General features: G+C 74.5%; 11 protein-coding genes. 5 read left to right on the plus strand and 6 right to left on the minus strand.

Features of this window, described 5'->3' with window-relative positions:
• Window positions 1–194 precede the first annotated feature (194 nt).
• Complete coding sequence (locus ACIPM1_RS25785) at window positions 195–419, plus strand: hypothetical protein (protein WP_356183315.1); 225 nt, start codon at window positions 195–197, stop codon at window positions 417–419.
• 193 nt (window positions 420–612) lie between these two features.
• Here the strand turns inward: ACIPM1_RS25785 and ACIPM1_RS25790 are convergent, their stop codons facing one another.
• Both ACIPM1_RS25790 and ACIPM1_RS25795 read right to left on the minus strand, forming a co-directional pair.
• Window positions 613–1,863 (minus strand): SpoIIE family protein phosphatase, encoded by a 1,251-nt coding sequence (locus tag ACIPM1_RS25790; RefSeq protein ID WP_402438602.1) that lies wholly within the window; start codon window positions 1,861–1,863, stop codon window positions 613–615.
• Between the two features lie 117 nt (window positions 1,864–1,980).
• Complete coding sequence (locus ACIPM1_RS25795) at window positions 1,981–2,364, minus strand: metalloregulator ArsR/SmtB family transcription factor (RefSeq protein WP_356183308.1); 384 nt, start codon at window positions 2,362–2,364, stop codon at window positions 1,981–1,983.
• Between the two features lie 134 nt (window positions 2,365–2,498).
• Between ACIPM1_RS25795 and ACIPM1_RS25800 the strand changes: the two genes are divergently transcribed.
• Window positions 2,499–4,478: a heavy metal translocating P-type ATPase gene (locus tag ACIPM1_RS25800; RefSeq protein ID WP_402438604.1), complete on the plus strand. Its 1,980-nt coding sequence runs from the start codon at window positions 2,499–2,501 to the stop codon at window positions 4,476–4,478.
• Window positions 4,475–4,882, plus strand: a complete 408-nt coding sequence (locus tag ACIPM1_RS25805; RefSeq protein ID WP_402438605.1) for a (2Fe-2S) ferredoxin domain-containing protein — start codon at window positions 4,475–4,477, stop codon at window positions 4,880–4,882. The genes ACIPM1_RS25800 and ACIPM1_RS25805 overlap by 4 nt, the downstream gene beginning before the upstream one ends.
• 142 nt (window positions 4,883–5,024) lie before the next feature.
• Here the strand turns inward: ACIPM1_RS25805 and ACIPM1_RS25810 are convergent, their stop codons facing one another.
• The 4 genes from ACIPM1_RS25810 to ACIPM1_RS25825 all read right to left on the minus strand — a co-directional run bounded on the left by ACIPM1_RS25810 (window position 5,025) and on the right by ACIPM1_RS25825 (window position 10,068).
• Window positions 5,025–6,650: an FAD-dependent monooxygenase gene (locus ACIPM1_RS25810; RefSeq protein ID WP_402438607.1), complete on the minus strand. Its 1,626-nt coding sequence runs from the start codon at window positions 6,648–6,650 to the stop codon at window positions 5,025–5,027.
• A 168-nt stretch (window positions 6,651–6,818) separates the two neighbouring features.
• On the minus strand, window positions 6,819–7,268 hold the full coding sequence (locus tag ACIPM1_RS25815) for an ATP-binding protein (protein ID WP_356183296.1): 450 nt from the start codon (window positions 7,266–7,268) through the stop codon (window positions 6,819–6,821).
• 86 nt (window positions 7,269–7,354) lie between these two features.
• A complete protein-coding gene (locus ACIPM1_RS25820; protein ID WP_402438609.1) occupies window positions 7,355–9,565 on the minus strand; it encodes a SpoIIE family protein phosphatase in 2,211 nt (736 codons plus the stop codon).
• Window positions 9,562–10,068 carry an STAS domain-containing protein gene (locus tag ACIPM1_RS25825; protein WP_402438610.1) on the minus strand — a complete coding sequence of 169 codons (507 nt, stop codon included), beginning with the start codon at window positions 10,066–10,068 and terminating at the stop codon, window positions 9,562–9,564. Before ACIPM1_RS25825 ends, ACIPM1_RS25820 begins: the two co-directional genes overlap by 4 nt.
• A gap of 171 nt (window positions 10,069–10,239) precedes the next feature.
• Here ACIPM1_RS25825 and ACIPM1_RS25830 point away from each other — a divergent pair, with 171 nt between their 5' ends.
• A complete protein-coding gene (locus ACIPM1_RS25830; protein WP_402438612.1) occupies window positions 10,240–12,741 on the plus strand; it encodes a DUF4132 domain-containing protein in 2,502 nt (833 codons plus the stop codon).
• Window positions 12,741–15,062 carry a DUF4132 domain-containing protein gene (locus tag ACIPM1_RS25835; RefSeq protein WP_402438614.1) on the plus strand — a complete coding sequence of 774 codons (2,322 nt, stop codon included), beginning with the start codon at window positions 12,741–12,743 and terminating at the stop codon, window positions 15,060–15,062. Before ACIPM1_RS25830 ends, ACIPM1_RS25835 begins: the two co-directional genes overlap by 1 nt.
• Window positions 15,063–15,103 lie beyond the last annotated feature (41 nt).

Consider the following 15,103-nt stretch of genomic DNA (forward strand, 5'->3'; position numbering starts at 1 on the left):
GGGGAGCCGGGCGAGCCTGGGGAGCCGGGCGAGTGCGGGGAGGGCGCGGGGCGCGGAGGTCGCCCCCCGGCGTTGGTTTCCCGTAAGCAGAGCCGGGGGGCGGTCGGGGGCCCGATCCGGAACCCTCGCCCCGTGCTTCGGTGCGGCGGCGGCCTGCGGATGCAGCCGCGTCCGGCTCGGATCATGCTGGGGTCATGCCTCCTGGACCGCCCGTGGTCGTGTACCCGCCCGCCGAGGACGGCGGACGGCGGGTCCGGGTGGGCGACCACTTCTTCGGCATGGCGTACGGGCCGCTGGACGTCGTCGATTTCCTGCGGCGGGCCGGGATCGAGGAGGCCGACCGGGCCTACGTCACGCAGTCGCGGCGGATCGAGTGGCGGGGCGGCGGCCCCGGCGTGTGGGAGCGCCCCTCCGGCTGAGCCCGCGGACCGATCGGAGCGCGCGGACCGATCGGAGTCCGCGGACCGGTCGGAGTCCGCGGACCGATCGGAGTCCGCGGACCGATCAGAGCGTGCGGACCGATCGGAGTCCGCGGACCGATCAGAGCGTGCGGACCGATCAGAGCGTGCGGGCAGACCCGAGCCGGCGGACACACCGGAGCCGGCGGACCGCTCACAGTCTGACGACGATCAGGGCGATGTCGTCGCGGCCCCCGCTGGCGACGCCGAGCCGGGCCAGCAGGGTGTCGGCGAGCTGTTCGGTGCCGAGCCGGGCGCACTCGGTGACCGCCTCGGCCAGCCGGCGCAGGCCCACGTCGATGTCCTCGTCGCGGCGTTCGATGAGGCCGTCGGTGTAGAGCACCAGGGTGTCGCCGCGCGTGTAGTGGACGCTGGCCTGGGGGCGCGGGACGTGCTGCGGGCGCGTGCCCAGGGGCGGGTCGGTGGCCTGGTCGAGCAGCTCGTAGCCACCGTCGGAGTGGGCGAGGATGGCCGGCGGGTGGCCGGCGGTGCTGTAGGTGATCAGACAGCTGCGGGTGTCGACCATCGCCTTGACCGCGGTGGTGCCGAGGGCCCCCTCGACCGACCGCGCGTACAGGCCGAGCACCTCCAGTGCCTGCGCGGGACGTTCCTGCGCGCGGATGGCGGCGGACAGGGCGCTGCGGAGCATGCCCATGACGGCGGCGGCCTGGAGACCGTGGCCGATGACGTCGCCGACGGCGAGGGCGAGCCGGTCCGGCGCGATGTCGACGACGTCGTACCAGTCGCCGCAGATGTTCAGCGAGCCGGTGGCGGGCAGGTAGCGCACCGCGACGTCGTGCCGGTGGTGGGCCAGGTCGGGGACGTGCAGCATGGCCTCCTGGAGCGTGACGGCGACCTCGCGTTCGCGGGCGTGGGCCCGCCGCAGCTCCTCGTTCAGCCGCTGAAGCTCCCGTGCGCGCGCGTACAGTTCGGCCTCCAGCGCCTGGGTTTCCTCCAGGCGGACGCCCAGCCGCAGACCGGGGTGGGCGGCCCGGTGGGCCTTGATGTACGCGGTGACGTCCTCCACCCGGTGGATGATCCACGCCACCTGGCCGTCGGGGCCGAGGACGGGCGTGTTGACCGGGGACCACCAGCGCTCCTCGAACACGCCGGGCCGGCCGGGCACCGGGATGTCGTACTTCTGCAGCGCCATGGTGTCCGCGCGGCGGGTGCTGAGCACCCGGTGCAGGGAGGCGTCGAGGTTGCGTACGCCGTCGGCCTCGGGGTCGGCGGGGTTGTCGGGGTACGCCGTGAAGAGGTGCTGGCCGATCAGCTCCTCGCTGGTCCGCCCGGTCACCTCCAGGTAGGCGTCGTTCACGTCGACGATCACCAGGTCGGGGCCGAGGACCAGGTAGGGGCTGGGCGTGGCCGCGAAGAGCGCGGCATGATCGACCTGCGGTGCCATCGTCTTTCCCGTCCCGCCGTCCTCGCCGACTCTGCCCAATCTAGGGTCGGCCGCCGGATACCGCCTCCGCGTGCCGGCCTTCGGCCTGCCGCGGGCGCCGGTCGTGGGCGCCCCGGCTCAGGGGGCCGCGGCCGCGGCCGCCGGGGCGGGGGCGTCGCGCAGGCCGAGGCGGAGGTGCTCCACGTGGTAGAGGGCCTGCTCGAGGAGCTCGGCGACGTGGTTGTCGTACAGGGCGTAGATGACCGAGCGGCCCCGGCGCTCGCCGGTGACCAGCCCGAGGTTGCGCAGCAGGCGCAGCTGGTGGGAGCAGGCGGACTGCTCCATGCCGACCGCGTCGGCGAGTTCCGTGGCCGCGCAGGGGCCCTCCTGGAGGCGGGCCAGGATCCGCAGCCGGGACGGGGTGGCGAGGGCCTGCAGCGTGGCGGCCACGTCGGCGGCGCCCACGGTCTCCAGGCGCTCGCGCGCGGTGGCGGTGGTCTTGGCGTCAGCTCCGTGGCCCATGGCCTTCATCCTACGGAGAACCACCCATGAACGCATGAACGCTTCTTCATGCGCTCCTGTACGGTGGCGGGAGCGGTGCCGCCCGTCCGGCTGCCCGCATCCCGTTCACGCTCCCGCGAAGGACTTCCGCACCGATGACCTCCACCCTGGCCCCGGCCCCGGTCGACCGGGCCGCGCCCGACCGCGCGAGCGGTGCCCCCCGGCGCCGCACCCGGGTGTTCGCGCTGCCCGAGGCCCGCTGGGCGGCCGCGGCCACCGTACTCTTCCTGCTCGCCCTGCCCCTGCAACTGGCCGGCGCCCCGGCCTGGGCCTGGGGCCCGCTGTACGCGCTGACGTACGCCTCGGGCGGCTGGGAGCCGGGCTGGGCGGGGCTGCGGGCGCTGCGCGCGAGGACCCTCGACGTCGATCTGCTGATGGTCGTCGCCGCGCTCGGGGCGGCGGCGATCGGGCAGGTGAGGGAGGGCGCGCTGCTCATCGTCATCTTCGCCACCTCGGGGGCGCTGGAGGCGCTCGCCACGGCCCGGACCGCCGACTCCGTCCGGGGGCTGCTCGACCTGGCTCCCGCCACGGCCACCCGCGTGGACGGCGACGGCGGCGAGGAGACCGTCCGTCTGCCGGAGCTGTCCGTCGGCGACACCGTGCTCGTCCGGCCCGGCGAGCGGGTCGGCGCCGACGGCCGGGTGCTCGACGGCGCCAGTGACGTCGACCAGGCCACCATCACCGGCGAACCCCTGCCCGTGGCCAAGGAGAAGGGCGACGAGGTCTACGCCGGCACGCTCAACGGCACCGGCGCGCTGCGCGTTCGCGTGGAGCGGGACGCCTCCGACTCGGTGATCGCGCGGATCGTCCGCATGGTCGAGGAGGCCTCCGAGACCAAGGCGCCGACCCAGTTGTTCATCGAGAAGGTCGAACAGCGCTACTCGCTGGGCATGGTGGCCGCGACCCTCGCCGTGTTCCTGGTGCCGCTCGCCGTCGGCGCGGCGCTCAGCGAGGCGCTGCTGCGGGCCATGACCTTCATGATCGTGGCCTCGCCCTGCGCCGTCGTCCTGGCCACGATGCCGCCCCTGCTGTCCGCCATCGCCAACGCCGGCCGGCACGGCGTCCTGGTCAAGTCGGCCGTGGTCATGGAGCGGCTCGGGCAGGTCGACGCGGTGGCGCTGGACAAGACCGGCACACTGACCGAGGGCGCGCCCCGGGTGAGCGACGTACGGCCGTTCGCCGGATCCGGGCTGGAGTCCGGCGAGTTGCTGGTGCTCGCGGCCGCCGCGGAGCACCCGAGCGAGCATCCGCTGGCGCGGGCGGTGGTGGAGGCGGCCCGCGAGCGGGGGCTCACCCTCCCGGCGGCCGAGGACTTCGCGTCCACGCCCGGCGTCGGCGTGACCGCCACCGTCGACGGGCGCGCGGTCGCGGTCGGCGCCCCGGCCCGGCTGCTGCGCGGAAGGGCGGACGCCGCCGCGGCGCGCGCCACCGTCCTCGCCGCCGAGCTGGAGGAGGGCGGACGGACGGCGGTCCTGGTGACGGTGGACGACTCCCCGGTGGGTGTCCTCGGCATCGCCGACCGGCTGCGCACGGGCGCCGCCGCGACGGTCTCCGCCCTGACGTCCCTCACCGGCACCGCGCCCCTGCTGCTCACCGGCGACAACCCGCGCGCCGCCGCCCGCCTCGCCGCCGAGGCCGGCATCGAGGAGGTGCGCGCCGGGCTGCTGCCCGAGGAGAAGGTGGGCGCGGTCAGGAAGCTGGAGGCGGCCGGCCGCAGGGTGATGGTGGTGGGCGACGGCGTCAACGACGCTCCTGCGCTGGCCGCCGCGCACACCGGCGTCGCCATGGGCCGGGCCGGGTCCGACCTGGCGCTGGAGACCGCCGACGCGGTGATCGTCCGCGACGAGCTCGCCACCGTTCCCGCCGTGATCGCGCTGTCGCGCCGGGCGCGCCGGCTCGTCGTGCAGAACCTCGTCGTCGCCGGGGTGTTCATCACCGGCCTGGTCGTGTGGGACCTCGCCGGCACCCTGCCGCTGCCGCTGGGTGTCGCGGGGCACGAGGGCTCGACCGTCATCGTCGGCCTCAACGGACTGCGGCTGCTGCGCGAGGCCGCCTGGAAGCGGGCCGCCGCATGAGCCGGCGCAGGACGCCCGCGCGGGCCGCGCAGGCCGCGCCCCGGTGCACCGTGACCGTGTGCCGGGGATGCTGCTGCGGCACCGGCAAGGTCCCCGGCGTGGACCACCAGGCCCAACTCGCCACGTTGAAGGCGGAGCTGGGACCGATCGCCCAGGTACGGGCGGTGAACTGCCTGGACGCCTGCGAACAGGCCAACGTCGTCGTCGTACAACCGTCCGCTGCCGGGCGCGCCGCGGGCGGGCGGCCGGTCTGGCTCGGACTGGTCAACGATCCCGACGCCACGGCCGACATCACGGCCTGGGTGGGGGCGGGCGGGCCGGGGCTCGCCGAAGTGCCTGAGATCCTCGACCTGTACGCGTTCTCCCCGTCCCGGCGCGTGCGGCGGGCCGTGGAGGACGACTGAGCCCCTCTCGGCGGTCACGGACTCCAGAGGCACCGTCAAGTGACGTTGATGCACTGCGCTGATGCGCACTCCTCAGGCTCGACGGCCATGAATTTCTGAGCCGCCGTCAAGCGCCTTGCATTCATGCGGTGATGCGTATGCCTCAGATGAACACGCGTGCCAGCGCGGCCAGTACGTCCAGGCGGTTCGCCGGAGCGGCTCGCACACCGAGGTGGCCGTCCGGGCGGATCAGGAGCGCGGTGGATCCCTCGGCCCCGTACGCGCGTCGGAACTCCCCGGCTCCGTCATGGATCACCGGCAGCAGCAGGCCGGGCGCCTCGACGCCGACGGCGAGCAGTGCGTAGCAGGTCAGCTCGCCCCGGGCCACGTTCCTCGCCTCCTCGGCGAGTTCGTCGAAGTCCGCGGTCCGGTCGGCGGAGTCGGCGTAGAGCAGGAGGACGTGGTCGCGCTCCCGCAGCAGGTCGAACAGGCGCAGCGGGAAGGCGCAGAGCGCGTCGCGCAGTCCCGTGCAGTCGGGCGCGCGGTCGCCGGCGACCGGACCCGGTCCCGCTCCCCCGGTCGCGTCCCGCTCGACGACGGGGCTGCCCGGGTAGGAGACGAGCAGTTGGGCCTCGCGCATCATCACGGTGGCGGGGTCGCCGGCGTCGGCGTGCACGCCCTCGGCGGCGTGCCGCACCGTGCGGCCGACGACCTCCTCCCCCACCGGTCTGCGTTCGGCCTCGTAGCTCTCCAGGAGCCGGGGCTGTGCGACGCCCTTGGCGGTGAGCGCCAGCTTCCAGGCGAGGTTGTACGCGTCCTGGATGCCGGTGTTCATGCCCTGCGCGCCGGTGGGCGGGTGGATGTGCGCGGCGTCACCGGCGACGAAGACCCGGCCGTCGGCGTAGCGGTCCACGATCCGGTGGCTGATGCGGAACACCGACGACCAGCGCAGCGCCGACGCGGTGCACGGCACCGGCGAGAGGCGTTCGAGCACCTTCGCGATGTACTCGATCCGGGGCGCCTGACCGTTGTCCGGCCCGTGCGCCGGCTCACCCGCCTCCGGTGCCCGGTCGTGCGACAGTTCGGGCGAAACCGTCGTCGACACCCGGTAGCGGGACCGGCCGGGCAGCGGCACGCACACCAGCAGGTCGTCGACGGTCCCGTCCTCGGCCCGGTGCATGGCGCGCACCCCGTAGCCGGCGGGCAGTCCCCAGTCGAGCTCGACGTCGGCGAGCATGTACTCCGCGGGGAACGCGCCGCCCTCGAAGGACAGCCCGAGCTGTTCGCGGACGACGCTGTGCGCGCCGTCGCATCCGACGAGGAATTCCGACCGGATCTCCCGGTCCTCCCCGGCGGCCGTGCGCAGCCTGCTGGTGACGCCCTTCGCGTCCTGGGTGAAGGAGACGAGCGCGGTGCCGCGTTCGACGTGCGAGCCGTGAACGGCGAGGCGCTCCTCCAGGATGCGCTCTGTCTCGTACTGCGGCAGCGCCGCGAAGCCGTACGGCACTTCGGGTGGCAGCCTCAGCTCGATCCGTTCCTGTTCGGCTCCGTCGACGTACACGAGCTGTCCGCGCATCGGCACGGCGGCGTCGAGCGCCGCCCGCGCCACTCCGGAGCGGTCCCAGATCTCCAGCGTTCTCGGCTGGACGCCCACCGCCCTGGCGTACGGCAGGCGTTCGGGCAAGAGGTCGACGAGACGGCAGTCGACGCCTCGGCGCCGTAGTTCGAGTGCCGCGGTCAGGCCCACCGGGCCCGCGCCCACGACCAGGACCTGGGTGTCGTCGGTCATGTCCGTCCTCCCGACGGTGCCCACGTGCGGACACGCTCCCTTTCCATGCTGGCGCTCCCGACGGCCGACGGCCACTGGACGGGACGGGGGGGCCGCGCACACGAGTCGCCCGGCCGGTCGGAGCCGGCCGGGCCCGTCGCTCGGGCGGTCGGTCAGTCGTTCGGTCGGTCAGTCGGTGAGCGCGACGACGGCCCGCACCCATTTGCCCGCCGAGGCCGAGTGGCTCTCCACGCTCCGGCACAGGGCCTTGACGATCTCCAGGCCGTGCTGGCCCACCCGTCCCGGGTCCGGCTGCCGGACCACCGGGAGGACGGGACTGGAGTCCCACACCGCCACCTCGAGGGAGTCGGCGCCCGCTTCGAGCTGCACCAGGCAGGAGCCGCGCGCGTACTTGAGGGCGTTGGTCACCAGTTCGCTGACCACGATCTGGGCCGTGGCCATCGCCTGACGGGACACGGGGGCGTCGCACACCGACTCCAGGTGCACGAGGAAGGACCGGACGAAGTCCCGGGAGTCGGAGATCAGTCCCGAGCTCATGGAGGTGTCGTAGGCCACGGCCGCCCGTACGGGCCGCGTGCGCGGCTCGTCACCGCCGGGTTCGTCCACTGCCTGGTGCATGAACCGGTGCCTCGCCCCTTTGCCGTCCGATGTCTCGTTCCTCTTCCTCGGCCCCGTCCCCGCGGGGGGAGCCACCGCGTCCGCGCTCATGTGGCGGTGATGACCAGAGCGGCCTGGTCGTCGTCCACGTCACCGCCGCCGGTGAACGTCCGTACGTCGCCGGTGACGGCTTCGAGGACGTCCTGCGCGCCCGGCCGGTGCGGGGCGGCGGCCAGCGCGCGGGCGAGCCGCTCGTCGCCGTACTGCTCCCGGCTCGTCGGGGGGTGGCATTCGGTGATGCCGTCGGTGTAGAGCAGCAGGCTCTCGTGCGGCCGGAGCAGGAGGCTGCGCACCCGTGGTTTCGCGTCGATGCCGATGCCGAGCAGGCCGCCCTCGACCTCGACGGTGGTGACGTTGTGCTCGGCGTCGAGCAGCAGGGGCAGCGTGTGGCCGGCGCGCACGAGGTCGACGGCCAGGCCCTCGGGCGTCGAGGTCATCCGGCCGCAGATGAGGGTGACGAAGCCGTTCCCATAGCCCGCGGGGCGGTCGTTCAGCGCCTTCTCGACGGCGTTGACGACGTCGACCGGTCCGGGCAGCAGGGGGGCCACGGCGCGGGCGGTGTGCCGGACCAGGGCGGTGGTGGTGGCGGCGAGCGCGCCCCGCCCGCAGACGTCGCCGAGCACGAACGCCCAGGAGCCGTCGTCGAGCGGGAAGACGTCGTAGAAGTCGCCGCCGATCTCCAGGCCCTCGCCCGCGGGATGGTAGTGGGCGGCCAACTCGGCGCCGGGGATGTCCGGCAGGTCGGGCAGGAGCAGTCCGGTCTGCAGGTCCCGGGCGAGGGCGACGCGCTGCCGGTACTGCCGTGCGTTGCGGGCGGCGGAGGCGGCGCGCCGCGCCAGCTCCTCCGCCAGCGCGACCTTGTGGCCGTCGAAGGAGTTCTCGGCGGTGGACAGCAGCGTGAGCACCCCGAAGGGCCGGCCGCGGTCGGTGAGCGGGATGCACAGGTAGCCGGTCACGCCCAGGTCCTCCCAGGGGCCGGGGCCGGTGGGCGTGCGGCGGGCCACCTCGGTGATCCCGGACGCGAACACGCGGGACACGGCGTCCTGGTCGGCGGGGCCCGGTATGTGGGCGGCCAGGAGGGCACTGTCCTGCGCGTCGGGTGCCGCCACCGCCACGCGCCGCAGACGGCCGGCGTCGAGGACGTCGACCGCGGCCAGGGGCGCCAGGGTCGGGGTGCACAGGGTGGCCGCCCGGTGCAGGATCTGCGTCTCGTCCAGGATGGCCGCGAGGGCGTTGCTGGCCGACAGCAGGAAGGCGAGGTCGTCGCGGGCCGCCTTCTCGCGGGCGTCCGCGGCCCGGCGCGCCTGCTCGACCCGGTGCCGTTCGACGGCCAGGGCGGCGGTGTCGGCGAAGACGCGGGCCAGGGCCAGGTCGACGTCCAGCGGGGCGCGCGGCGTCCGGTGGTACATCGCGAAGGTGCCCAGCAGACGGCCGTCGCGGGCCAGGACGGGCGTGGACCAGCAGGCCGCGACGCCGGCCTGCGCGGCCAGCTCCCGGAAGTCCTTCCACAGCGGGTCGGCGGCGATGTCGGTGACGACGACCGGCTCCCGGCGGAAGGCGGCGGTGCCGCAGGAACCGGCCCCCTCCCCGGTGGCGATGCCGTCGATGGCCCGGTTGTAGAACTCGGGCAGGCTCGGGGCCGCTCCGTGGCGCAGGTGCCGTCCGTCCTCGTCGGCGAGCAGCACCGAGACGATCACGCCGGGCGACAGTTCCTCGATCGCCCGGCACATGCCGTCCAGCACGTCCTCCAGCGGTGCCTGCCGGGCGATCTGCTCCAGCAGCACCCGGTGCTCGGCGGCCAGCCGCTGGGCGTGCTTCGCCTGCGTGGTCTCCACGCCGATCATGCGGACGCCGACGACGTTGCCGCCCGCGTCCCGGCGCGCCTCGTAGGTGAAGTCGACGAAGATCTCGTGCGCCCCGGCGCCCGCGCCCAGGACGAAGCGGACGTCCCGGCCCACATGGCGCTCGCCGGTGCGGTAGACGCGGTCCAGCGCGGCGAGGAAGTCCGGCGTGGCCAGCTCCGGCACCAGCTCCCCGAGGGGCACGCCGGTGCGCTGCCGTCCCCCGCCGCCGATGGCGGCGAAGAAGGCGGGATTGGCCGACTTCAGGACGTGGGCCGGTCCGACCAGGGAGGCGAACAGCGCCCTCGACTGGCCGAAGAGCACCGACAGGTCGTCCTCGGCGCCCGGTGCCGTGCGGACGCGTCCGGCCGGGAACGCGGCAGCAGGCGTCAACCTCTGCTTGGGTTTGGCTGTCATCCCCGTCTTCCCTCCCCCGCGGACCGCGGCCGCGTCCCGGCCGGCAGGTCATCCAGCAAATCATGCCCTACCGTCCTGACCAGCGCCTCGTCCACGGTCGGGTGCACGGGGATGGGCCCGTCCAGGCCGGTCAGGGAGAACGCCCGCCGTACCGAGGGCGGTGCGGCGGCGATCCGCAGCGCCGCGCCGTGCGGCAGCAGCCGCTGGTACAGCCGGACGAAGGCGCCGATGCCGGAGGAATCGCAGAACAGCAGGCGGGAGCAGTCGGCCACCACGAGGGGCGGGGCACCGGCCCCGGTGGCGTCGGTGGTGGCCGCGGTGACCACGGCGGCGGAGGTGACGGCGGTGCCTGCGGGTCCGCCGGCGCCGGTGCCCGAGGCTTCGGTCACCGCGGTGTCCGAGGCCTCGTGGAACTGCACCACGCTCTCGTGGTCCAGCTCGCCGCTCAGGCCGAGCACCAGGGCGCGACCGGATCGCGCCACCTCCACCGAGAACACTCGCACCGCACCTTTCACCCGATCGGTCTTCGGTATGCCGACTCCATGCTAAATACTTCCGCCGCCACTATGTCCCGCGTCCCCGCCCCCCGGGCGCGGCGCGCGCGGCGGAGGCGAGGGAGTCGGCGAACCCGCAGGCAGATCGCGTTGTCAGTCCCCCCTGCCAAGATCCCGGACATGCTCTACGACGCCCTGGTGGCCGCATACCGTGTCCATGACTCGCTCGACGACGTGCGGTGCGCCGCGCTGGACCGCGTGCGCTGGCTCGTCGACCTGCTGGAGCGCCGGCGGTCGGAGTCCCGCTGGGACCCCTCCGTGTGGCAGGGTGCGGACGGCTACGAGCGGTGGCAGGAGGCGTGCGCGGCGACCTCGGCCGAGATCGACCGGCGGCTCGCGGCCTGCTCGGACGACGACGGCAGGGCCGCGGTGCTGTGCCTGATGCTGGCCGCCCGCTTCGACCAGCGGGGCTTCTGGCAGTACGACACCGAGATAGAGGCCCTCGTCCGGCGGGTGGACGGCTGGACGACCGACGAGGTCGCGGTGATGCTGCACCGCACCGCGCAGTACGACATGGGCTTCTGGTTCGCCGCGTCGCTGGGGACGACGCTGGACGTGGCCGAGCGGCTCGACGCCGACGCGCACCGGGCACTCGCCCCCCGGCTTCGGCACGCCCACGCCAAGCTGATGCGGGCCGATGTCGAGACGCGCCTGCGCATCGGGCTCGCCGGGCGTCTGCGTGAGCTGCTCGCGAGTGTCGACGAGGCGTGGATCCCCGAGGGACTGATCCCTCCGCACGCCCGCTGGGCCGCCCCGCTGCGCGACCGCGCGCGGACCGCGCCGTCGGCGGAGCTGGCCGGCCTCGTCCGTCATCTGGCGAGCCTGCCGGGGCCGCGCCCCACCCAGCGGTGGCGGCAGACCTGCCTCACGCTCGTGGAGGCGGCCTCGGCGCGTGACCTCGCCTCCGGCATGCTGCGGGCACTGACCGAGGACGGTCCGGGGCACGGCGGGGGCGGCGACGCGGACACCGGCGCGCCCGAGGGCCACCCCTGGAACTCCGTCGTCCGGCGGGGCGACGCGGACCTGGCGCGCGGTGCCGTCTGGGCGGCCGCGCTGACCGGCGGCCCGGAGGCGGTGCCCGGGCTCACCGCACTGGCCCTGCGGGCCGGCCTCGGGCCCGGCCTGAGCGAGGACCTCAAGCTCGCGGGCGCCGCGATCAACGCGCTGGCCGAGGTGGGCGACGTGACCGCACTGGAGGCCCTGTGGCGGCTCCAGGCGAGGATCAGGCACCGGGCCCTGCGCAAGCAGGTCGACACCGCGCTGGTGACGGCCGCCGCCCGACAGGGCATCACGGCGGGCCAGCTCGTCGAGCGCAGCGTGCCCGCCCACGGCCTGGCGCCGGACGGCTCCGTGGAACGCGAACTGGGCGGCCACCGGGTCCGGTTGGCCGTCGAGGACGCGACGACGGTACGGCTCACGTTCACCGCCCCCGGCGGACGGGCCTCCCGCACGGCCCCCGCGGCGGTGAAGGAGGGGTTCCCGGACGAACTGAGGGAGCTCAAGGCCCTGGCCAAGGAGGTGCGGGGCACGCTGGCGGGCGAGCGGGCCCGCCTGGAGTCGCTGATGTCGGCCGAGCGCGAGTGGCCGTACGAGGAGTGGTGCCGCCACTACCGCGACCATCCGGTGACCGGGGTGGTCGCCCGCGGTCTCATCTGGGAGTTCCAGGACGCCGACGGCGGGTGGCACGCGGTGGCGCCCGGGGCCGAGCCGCCCGCCGGGTGCGGGCGCGTCCGGCTGTGGCATCCGCTCCGCGCCCGCGCGGGCGAGGTCGGGGCGTGGCGGGCGCGGATCGTCGCCGACCGGCTGCGGCAGCCGTTCAAGCAGGCGTTCCGGGAGATCTACCTGCTCACTCCGGCGGAGGAGGAGACCGGCGTCTACTCCAACCGCTTCGCCGCCCACATCGTGCACTACCGGCAGCTGTACGCGCTCTTCAAGGAGCGCGGCTGGCCGGCGAACTTCCTCGGCTCGCACGACGGCGGCCACGACGGCAGGGCGCGAGCGGAGTTCGGAGACGGCGAGTGGCGCGCGTGCTTCTACCACGAGCCCGCCGGCGACGACTACGGCTACGCGCCCGAGCACGCGTCCACGGACCAGGTCCGGTTCGAGCGGCGGGACGGGCGGCGCTGGCGGGAGGCCCGGCTGTCCGAGGTGCCGCCGCTGGTGTTCAGCGAGGCGATGCGGGACGTCGACCTGTTCGTGGCCGTGACCTCCATCGCGGCCGACACCGAGTGGGCGGACCGCGGCGAGCGCCGCTGGACCGACTACTGGCGGACGGCCACGTTCGGCGAGCTGACGGCGAGCGCGGAGATCCGCCGCGAGGCGCTGGCGCGCATCCTGCCGCGCCTGCGGATCGCCGACCGGTGCACCCTCGACCGCCGCTACCTCGTCGTCCGGGGCGACCTCACCACCTACCGCATCCACCTGGGCTCGGCCAACATCCTCATGGCACCCGACGACACCTACCTGTGCGTCGTCCCCGCCCGCCGCGCGACCGGCGGCAAGGTGTTCCTGCCCTTCGAGGACGACCGCCTCTCCCTGATCCTCAGCAAGGCCCTCATGCTCGCCACCGACACCACGATCACCGACCAGACCGTCCTGCGGCAGATCAGGAGGAGCGCCTGATGGACCTCGCCGCCCGGCTGATGCGCGCCCTGACCGAGCCGGCGTTCCGCCTCGACGTCCTGGTCCCGGATCTGTCCCGGATCTCGGACGAGGAACTGGGCGAGCTGCTCCCGGCGGCCTACCGCGCGGGCCGCGGGGCCACCCACGCGACGACGACGGTCCGCTTCGCGGTCGAGGACGCGGCCAAGGAGCGCCAGCCGCGCTTCACGCCCGCCGCCTGCCGGCGGATGTTCGATGCGCTCGTCGCCCAGCGGGAGGCGCGGAACTGGGCGGACCTCACGCTGGGAGCGGGCGCCCTGGTGCGCTGCACAGGCCCGTGGCCCGAACTGGCCAAACCGGCCCGGACCCTGACCGAGTTCCTCCTGGAGAGGGACGACATCCGCCAGCCGTACGCACTGCTCGCCGTGGCGGGTCTCGCGGACGGCACCACACTGCGCGCCGCCACCGAGCGGCTGCTACGGAACGAGGGCCCCATCGCCGTGGACGAGATCCACGTCATCACCCGCCTGAGCCCGGCCGAACGGGCGCTGCTGTCCGAGACCGACCGGGCCCATTCGTTCGTCTCGCCGCCGCGCCACCCGGACGCCTGGCCGGGAATCGCCGCCGTCCCCGCCTACGCCGCGTTCGCCCGCCGCGCGCTGGAGACGGCGGCGGACCGCGCCGACGCCCTCCACGCGGGCCGGATCCCGTACCGGGCGGACAAGGCGTTCACGGACGGGGAGGTCGTCGCGCTCGGGCACGCCGCGCGGGTCGCGCTGCTGCGCGACGAGCCGTGGCTGCCCGCGCTGTTCGACCGGCTGCTGCCCGGCATCGCGGTCGCCCCGACCGCGGCCAGGACGCTGCCGTCGCAGGCGCTGCTGTACGAACTGGCCCGCGCCGGGCAGGACTTCCCCACGCCGGAGTTGGTGACCGCCCTGCGGGGCGTGCGGACGATCGTCCGGCACGCGGGGGTGCCCAAACAGCTCGACAAGATGCTCAGGAAGATGGAGACGGCCCTGGCCGAGCGGACGGACGTGGCCCTGCGGCTTCCGACGCTCGGATTCGACGCCTCCGGGGTGCTGCGCCGCCCGGCGGGTGACTACGCGGCGGTCGTCACGGTCGACGGGAGCGCGGAACTCACCTGGGAGAAGGACGGCCGCCCGCTGCGCGGCGTGCCCGCACCGGTCCGCCGCGAACACGGCTCCCTGGTCAAGGAGTTGCGCGACCTGGTCAAGCGGGTGGGGGTCCAGCTCGGCACCCTCGCGCGAGCGCTGGAGGGCGGCTTCACCGTCGACGCCGTCCACCCGTACGGCTGGTGGCGCACCGAACTGGCCGGGCATCCGCTCGCCCGGACCGTCGTGCGCCGGCTGATCTGGGAGGTCGAGGTCGCGCCCGGCTCGTGGCAGGCGGTCCTGCCCGAGGCCGGGGCACTGCCCGAAGCGCCGGACGACGCGTCCGTACGGCTGTGGCACCCGATCCGCTCCGCTCCCGAAGCCGTGCGGGCCTGGCGGGATCTGCTCACCGAACGGCGGATCCGGCAGCCGTTCAAGCAGGCGTTCCGCGAGATATACCTGCTCACTCCGGCGGAGGAGGAGACCGGGGTCTACTCCAACCGCTTCGCCGCGCACCTCGTGCACTACCGCAGGATGCGCGGGCTGTTCAGGGCTCGGGGGTGGACGAGCGACCTGCTCGGCCCCTGGGACGGCGGAGGCGAGGACGCGGCGGTGCGGACCTTCGGGGCGGGGCGGTGGCGGGCCCGGTTCTTCCACTCCCTGGCCGACTGGACGGACGACCACGAACTGGCCGCCACCGATCAGGTCCGGTTCGACCGCCGCACGGACGGCGCGTGGCGGGAGACAGGGCTGGCCGACGTGCCGCCGCTGGTGTTCAGCGAGGCGATGCGGGACGTGGACCTCTTCGTCGGCGTGACGTCGATCGCCGCCGATCCCGACTGGAGCGACCGGGGCCCCGCGCGCGCCTACTGGGAGCGGGCCGCCGGGTTCGCCGAGCTGACCGAGAGTGCCGAGGCGCGCCGCGAGGCGCTGGCGCGCATCCTGCCGCGCCTGCGGATCGCCGACCGGTGCAGCCTCGACGGCCGCTACCTCGTCGTCCGGGGCGACCTCACCACCTACCGCATCCACCTGGGCTCGGCCAACATCCTCATGGCACCCGACGACACCTACCTGTGCGTCGTCCCCGCCCGCCGCGCGACCGGCGGCAAGGTGTTCCTGCCCTTCGAGGACGACCGCCTCTCCCTGATCCTCAGCAAGGCCCTCATGCTCGCCACCGACACCACGATCACCGACCAGACCGTCCTGCGGCAGATCAAGCGCGGCGGATGAGGGGAACGGTTCGCTGCCCGCTCGCGTCGTCCTTGTCCAAG

Source organism: Streptomyces sp. NPDC086766 (assembly GCF_044746005.1).
In the GTDB taxonomy this organism is placed as follows: Bacteria; Actinomycetota; Actinomycetes; order Streptomycetales; family Streptomycetaceae; genus Streptomyces.

Excerpts from the sequence above, each read along its gene's own strand:
- ACIPM1_RS25810 (WP_402438607.1), bottom strand. The coding sequence starts at position 6,650 with ATGACCGACGACACCCAGGTCCTGGTCGTGGGCGCGGGCCCGGTGGGC.
- ACIPM1_RS25805 (WP_402438605.1), top strand. The coding sequence starts at position 4,475 with ATGAGCCGGCGCAGGACGCCCGCGCGGGCCGCGCAGGCCGCGCCCCGG.
- ACIPM1_RS25790 (WP_402438602.1), bottom strand. The coding sequence starts at position 1,863 with ATGGCACCGCAGGTCGATCATGCCGCGCTCTTCGCGGCCACGCCCAGC.
- ACIPM1_RS25820 (WP_402438609.1), bottom strand. The coding sequence starts at position 9,565 with ATGACAGCCAAACCCAAGCAGAGGTTGACGCCTGCTGCCGCGTTCCCG.
- ACIPM1_RS25835 (WP_402438614.1), top strand. The coding sequence starts at position 12,741 with ATGGACCTCGCCGCCCGGCTGATGCGCGCCCTGACCGAGCCGGCGTTC.
- ACIPM1_RS25795 (WP_356183308.1), bottom strand. The coding sequence starts at position 2,364 with ATGGGCCACGGAGCTGACGCCAAGACCACCGCCACCGCGCGCGAGCGC.
- ACIPM1_RS25785 (WP_356183315.1), top strand. The coding sequence starts at position 195 with ATGCCTCCTGGACCGCCCGTGGTCGTGTACCCGCCCGCCGAGGACGGC.
- ACIPM1_RS25815 (WP_356183296.1), bottom strand. The coding sequence starts at position 7,268 with ATGCACCAGGCAGTGGACGAACCCGGCGGTGACGAGCCGCGCACGCGG.
- ACIPM1_RS25830 (WP_402438612.1), top strand. The coding sequence starts at position 10,240 with ATGCTCTACGACGCCCTGGTGGCCGCATACCGTGTCCATGACTCGCTC.
- ACIPM1_RS25800 (WP_402438604.1), top strand. The coding sequence starts at position 2,499 with ATGACCTCCACCCTGGCCCCGGCCCCGGTCGACCGGGCCGCGCCCGAC.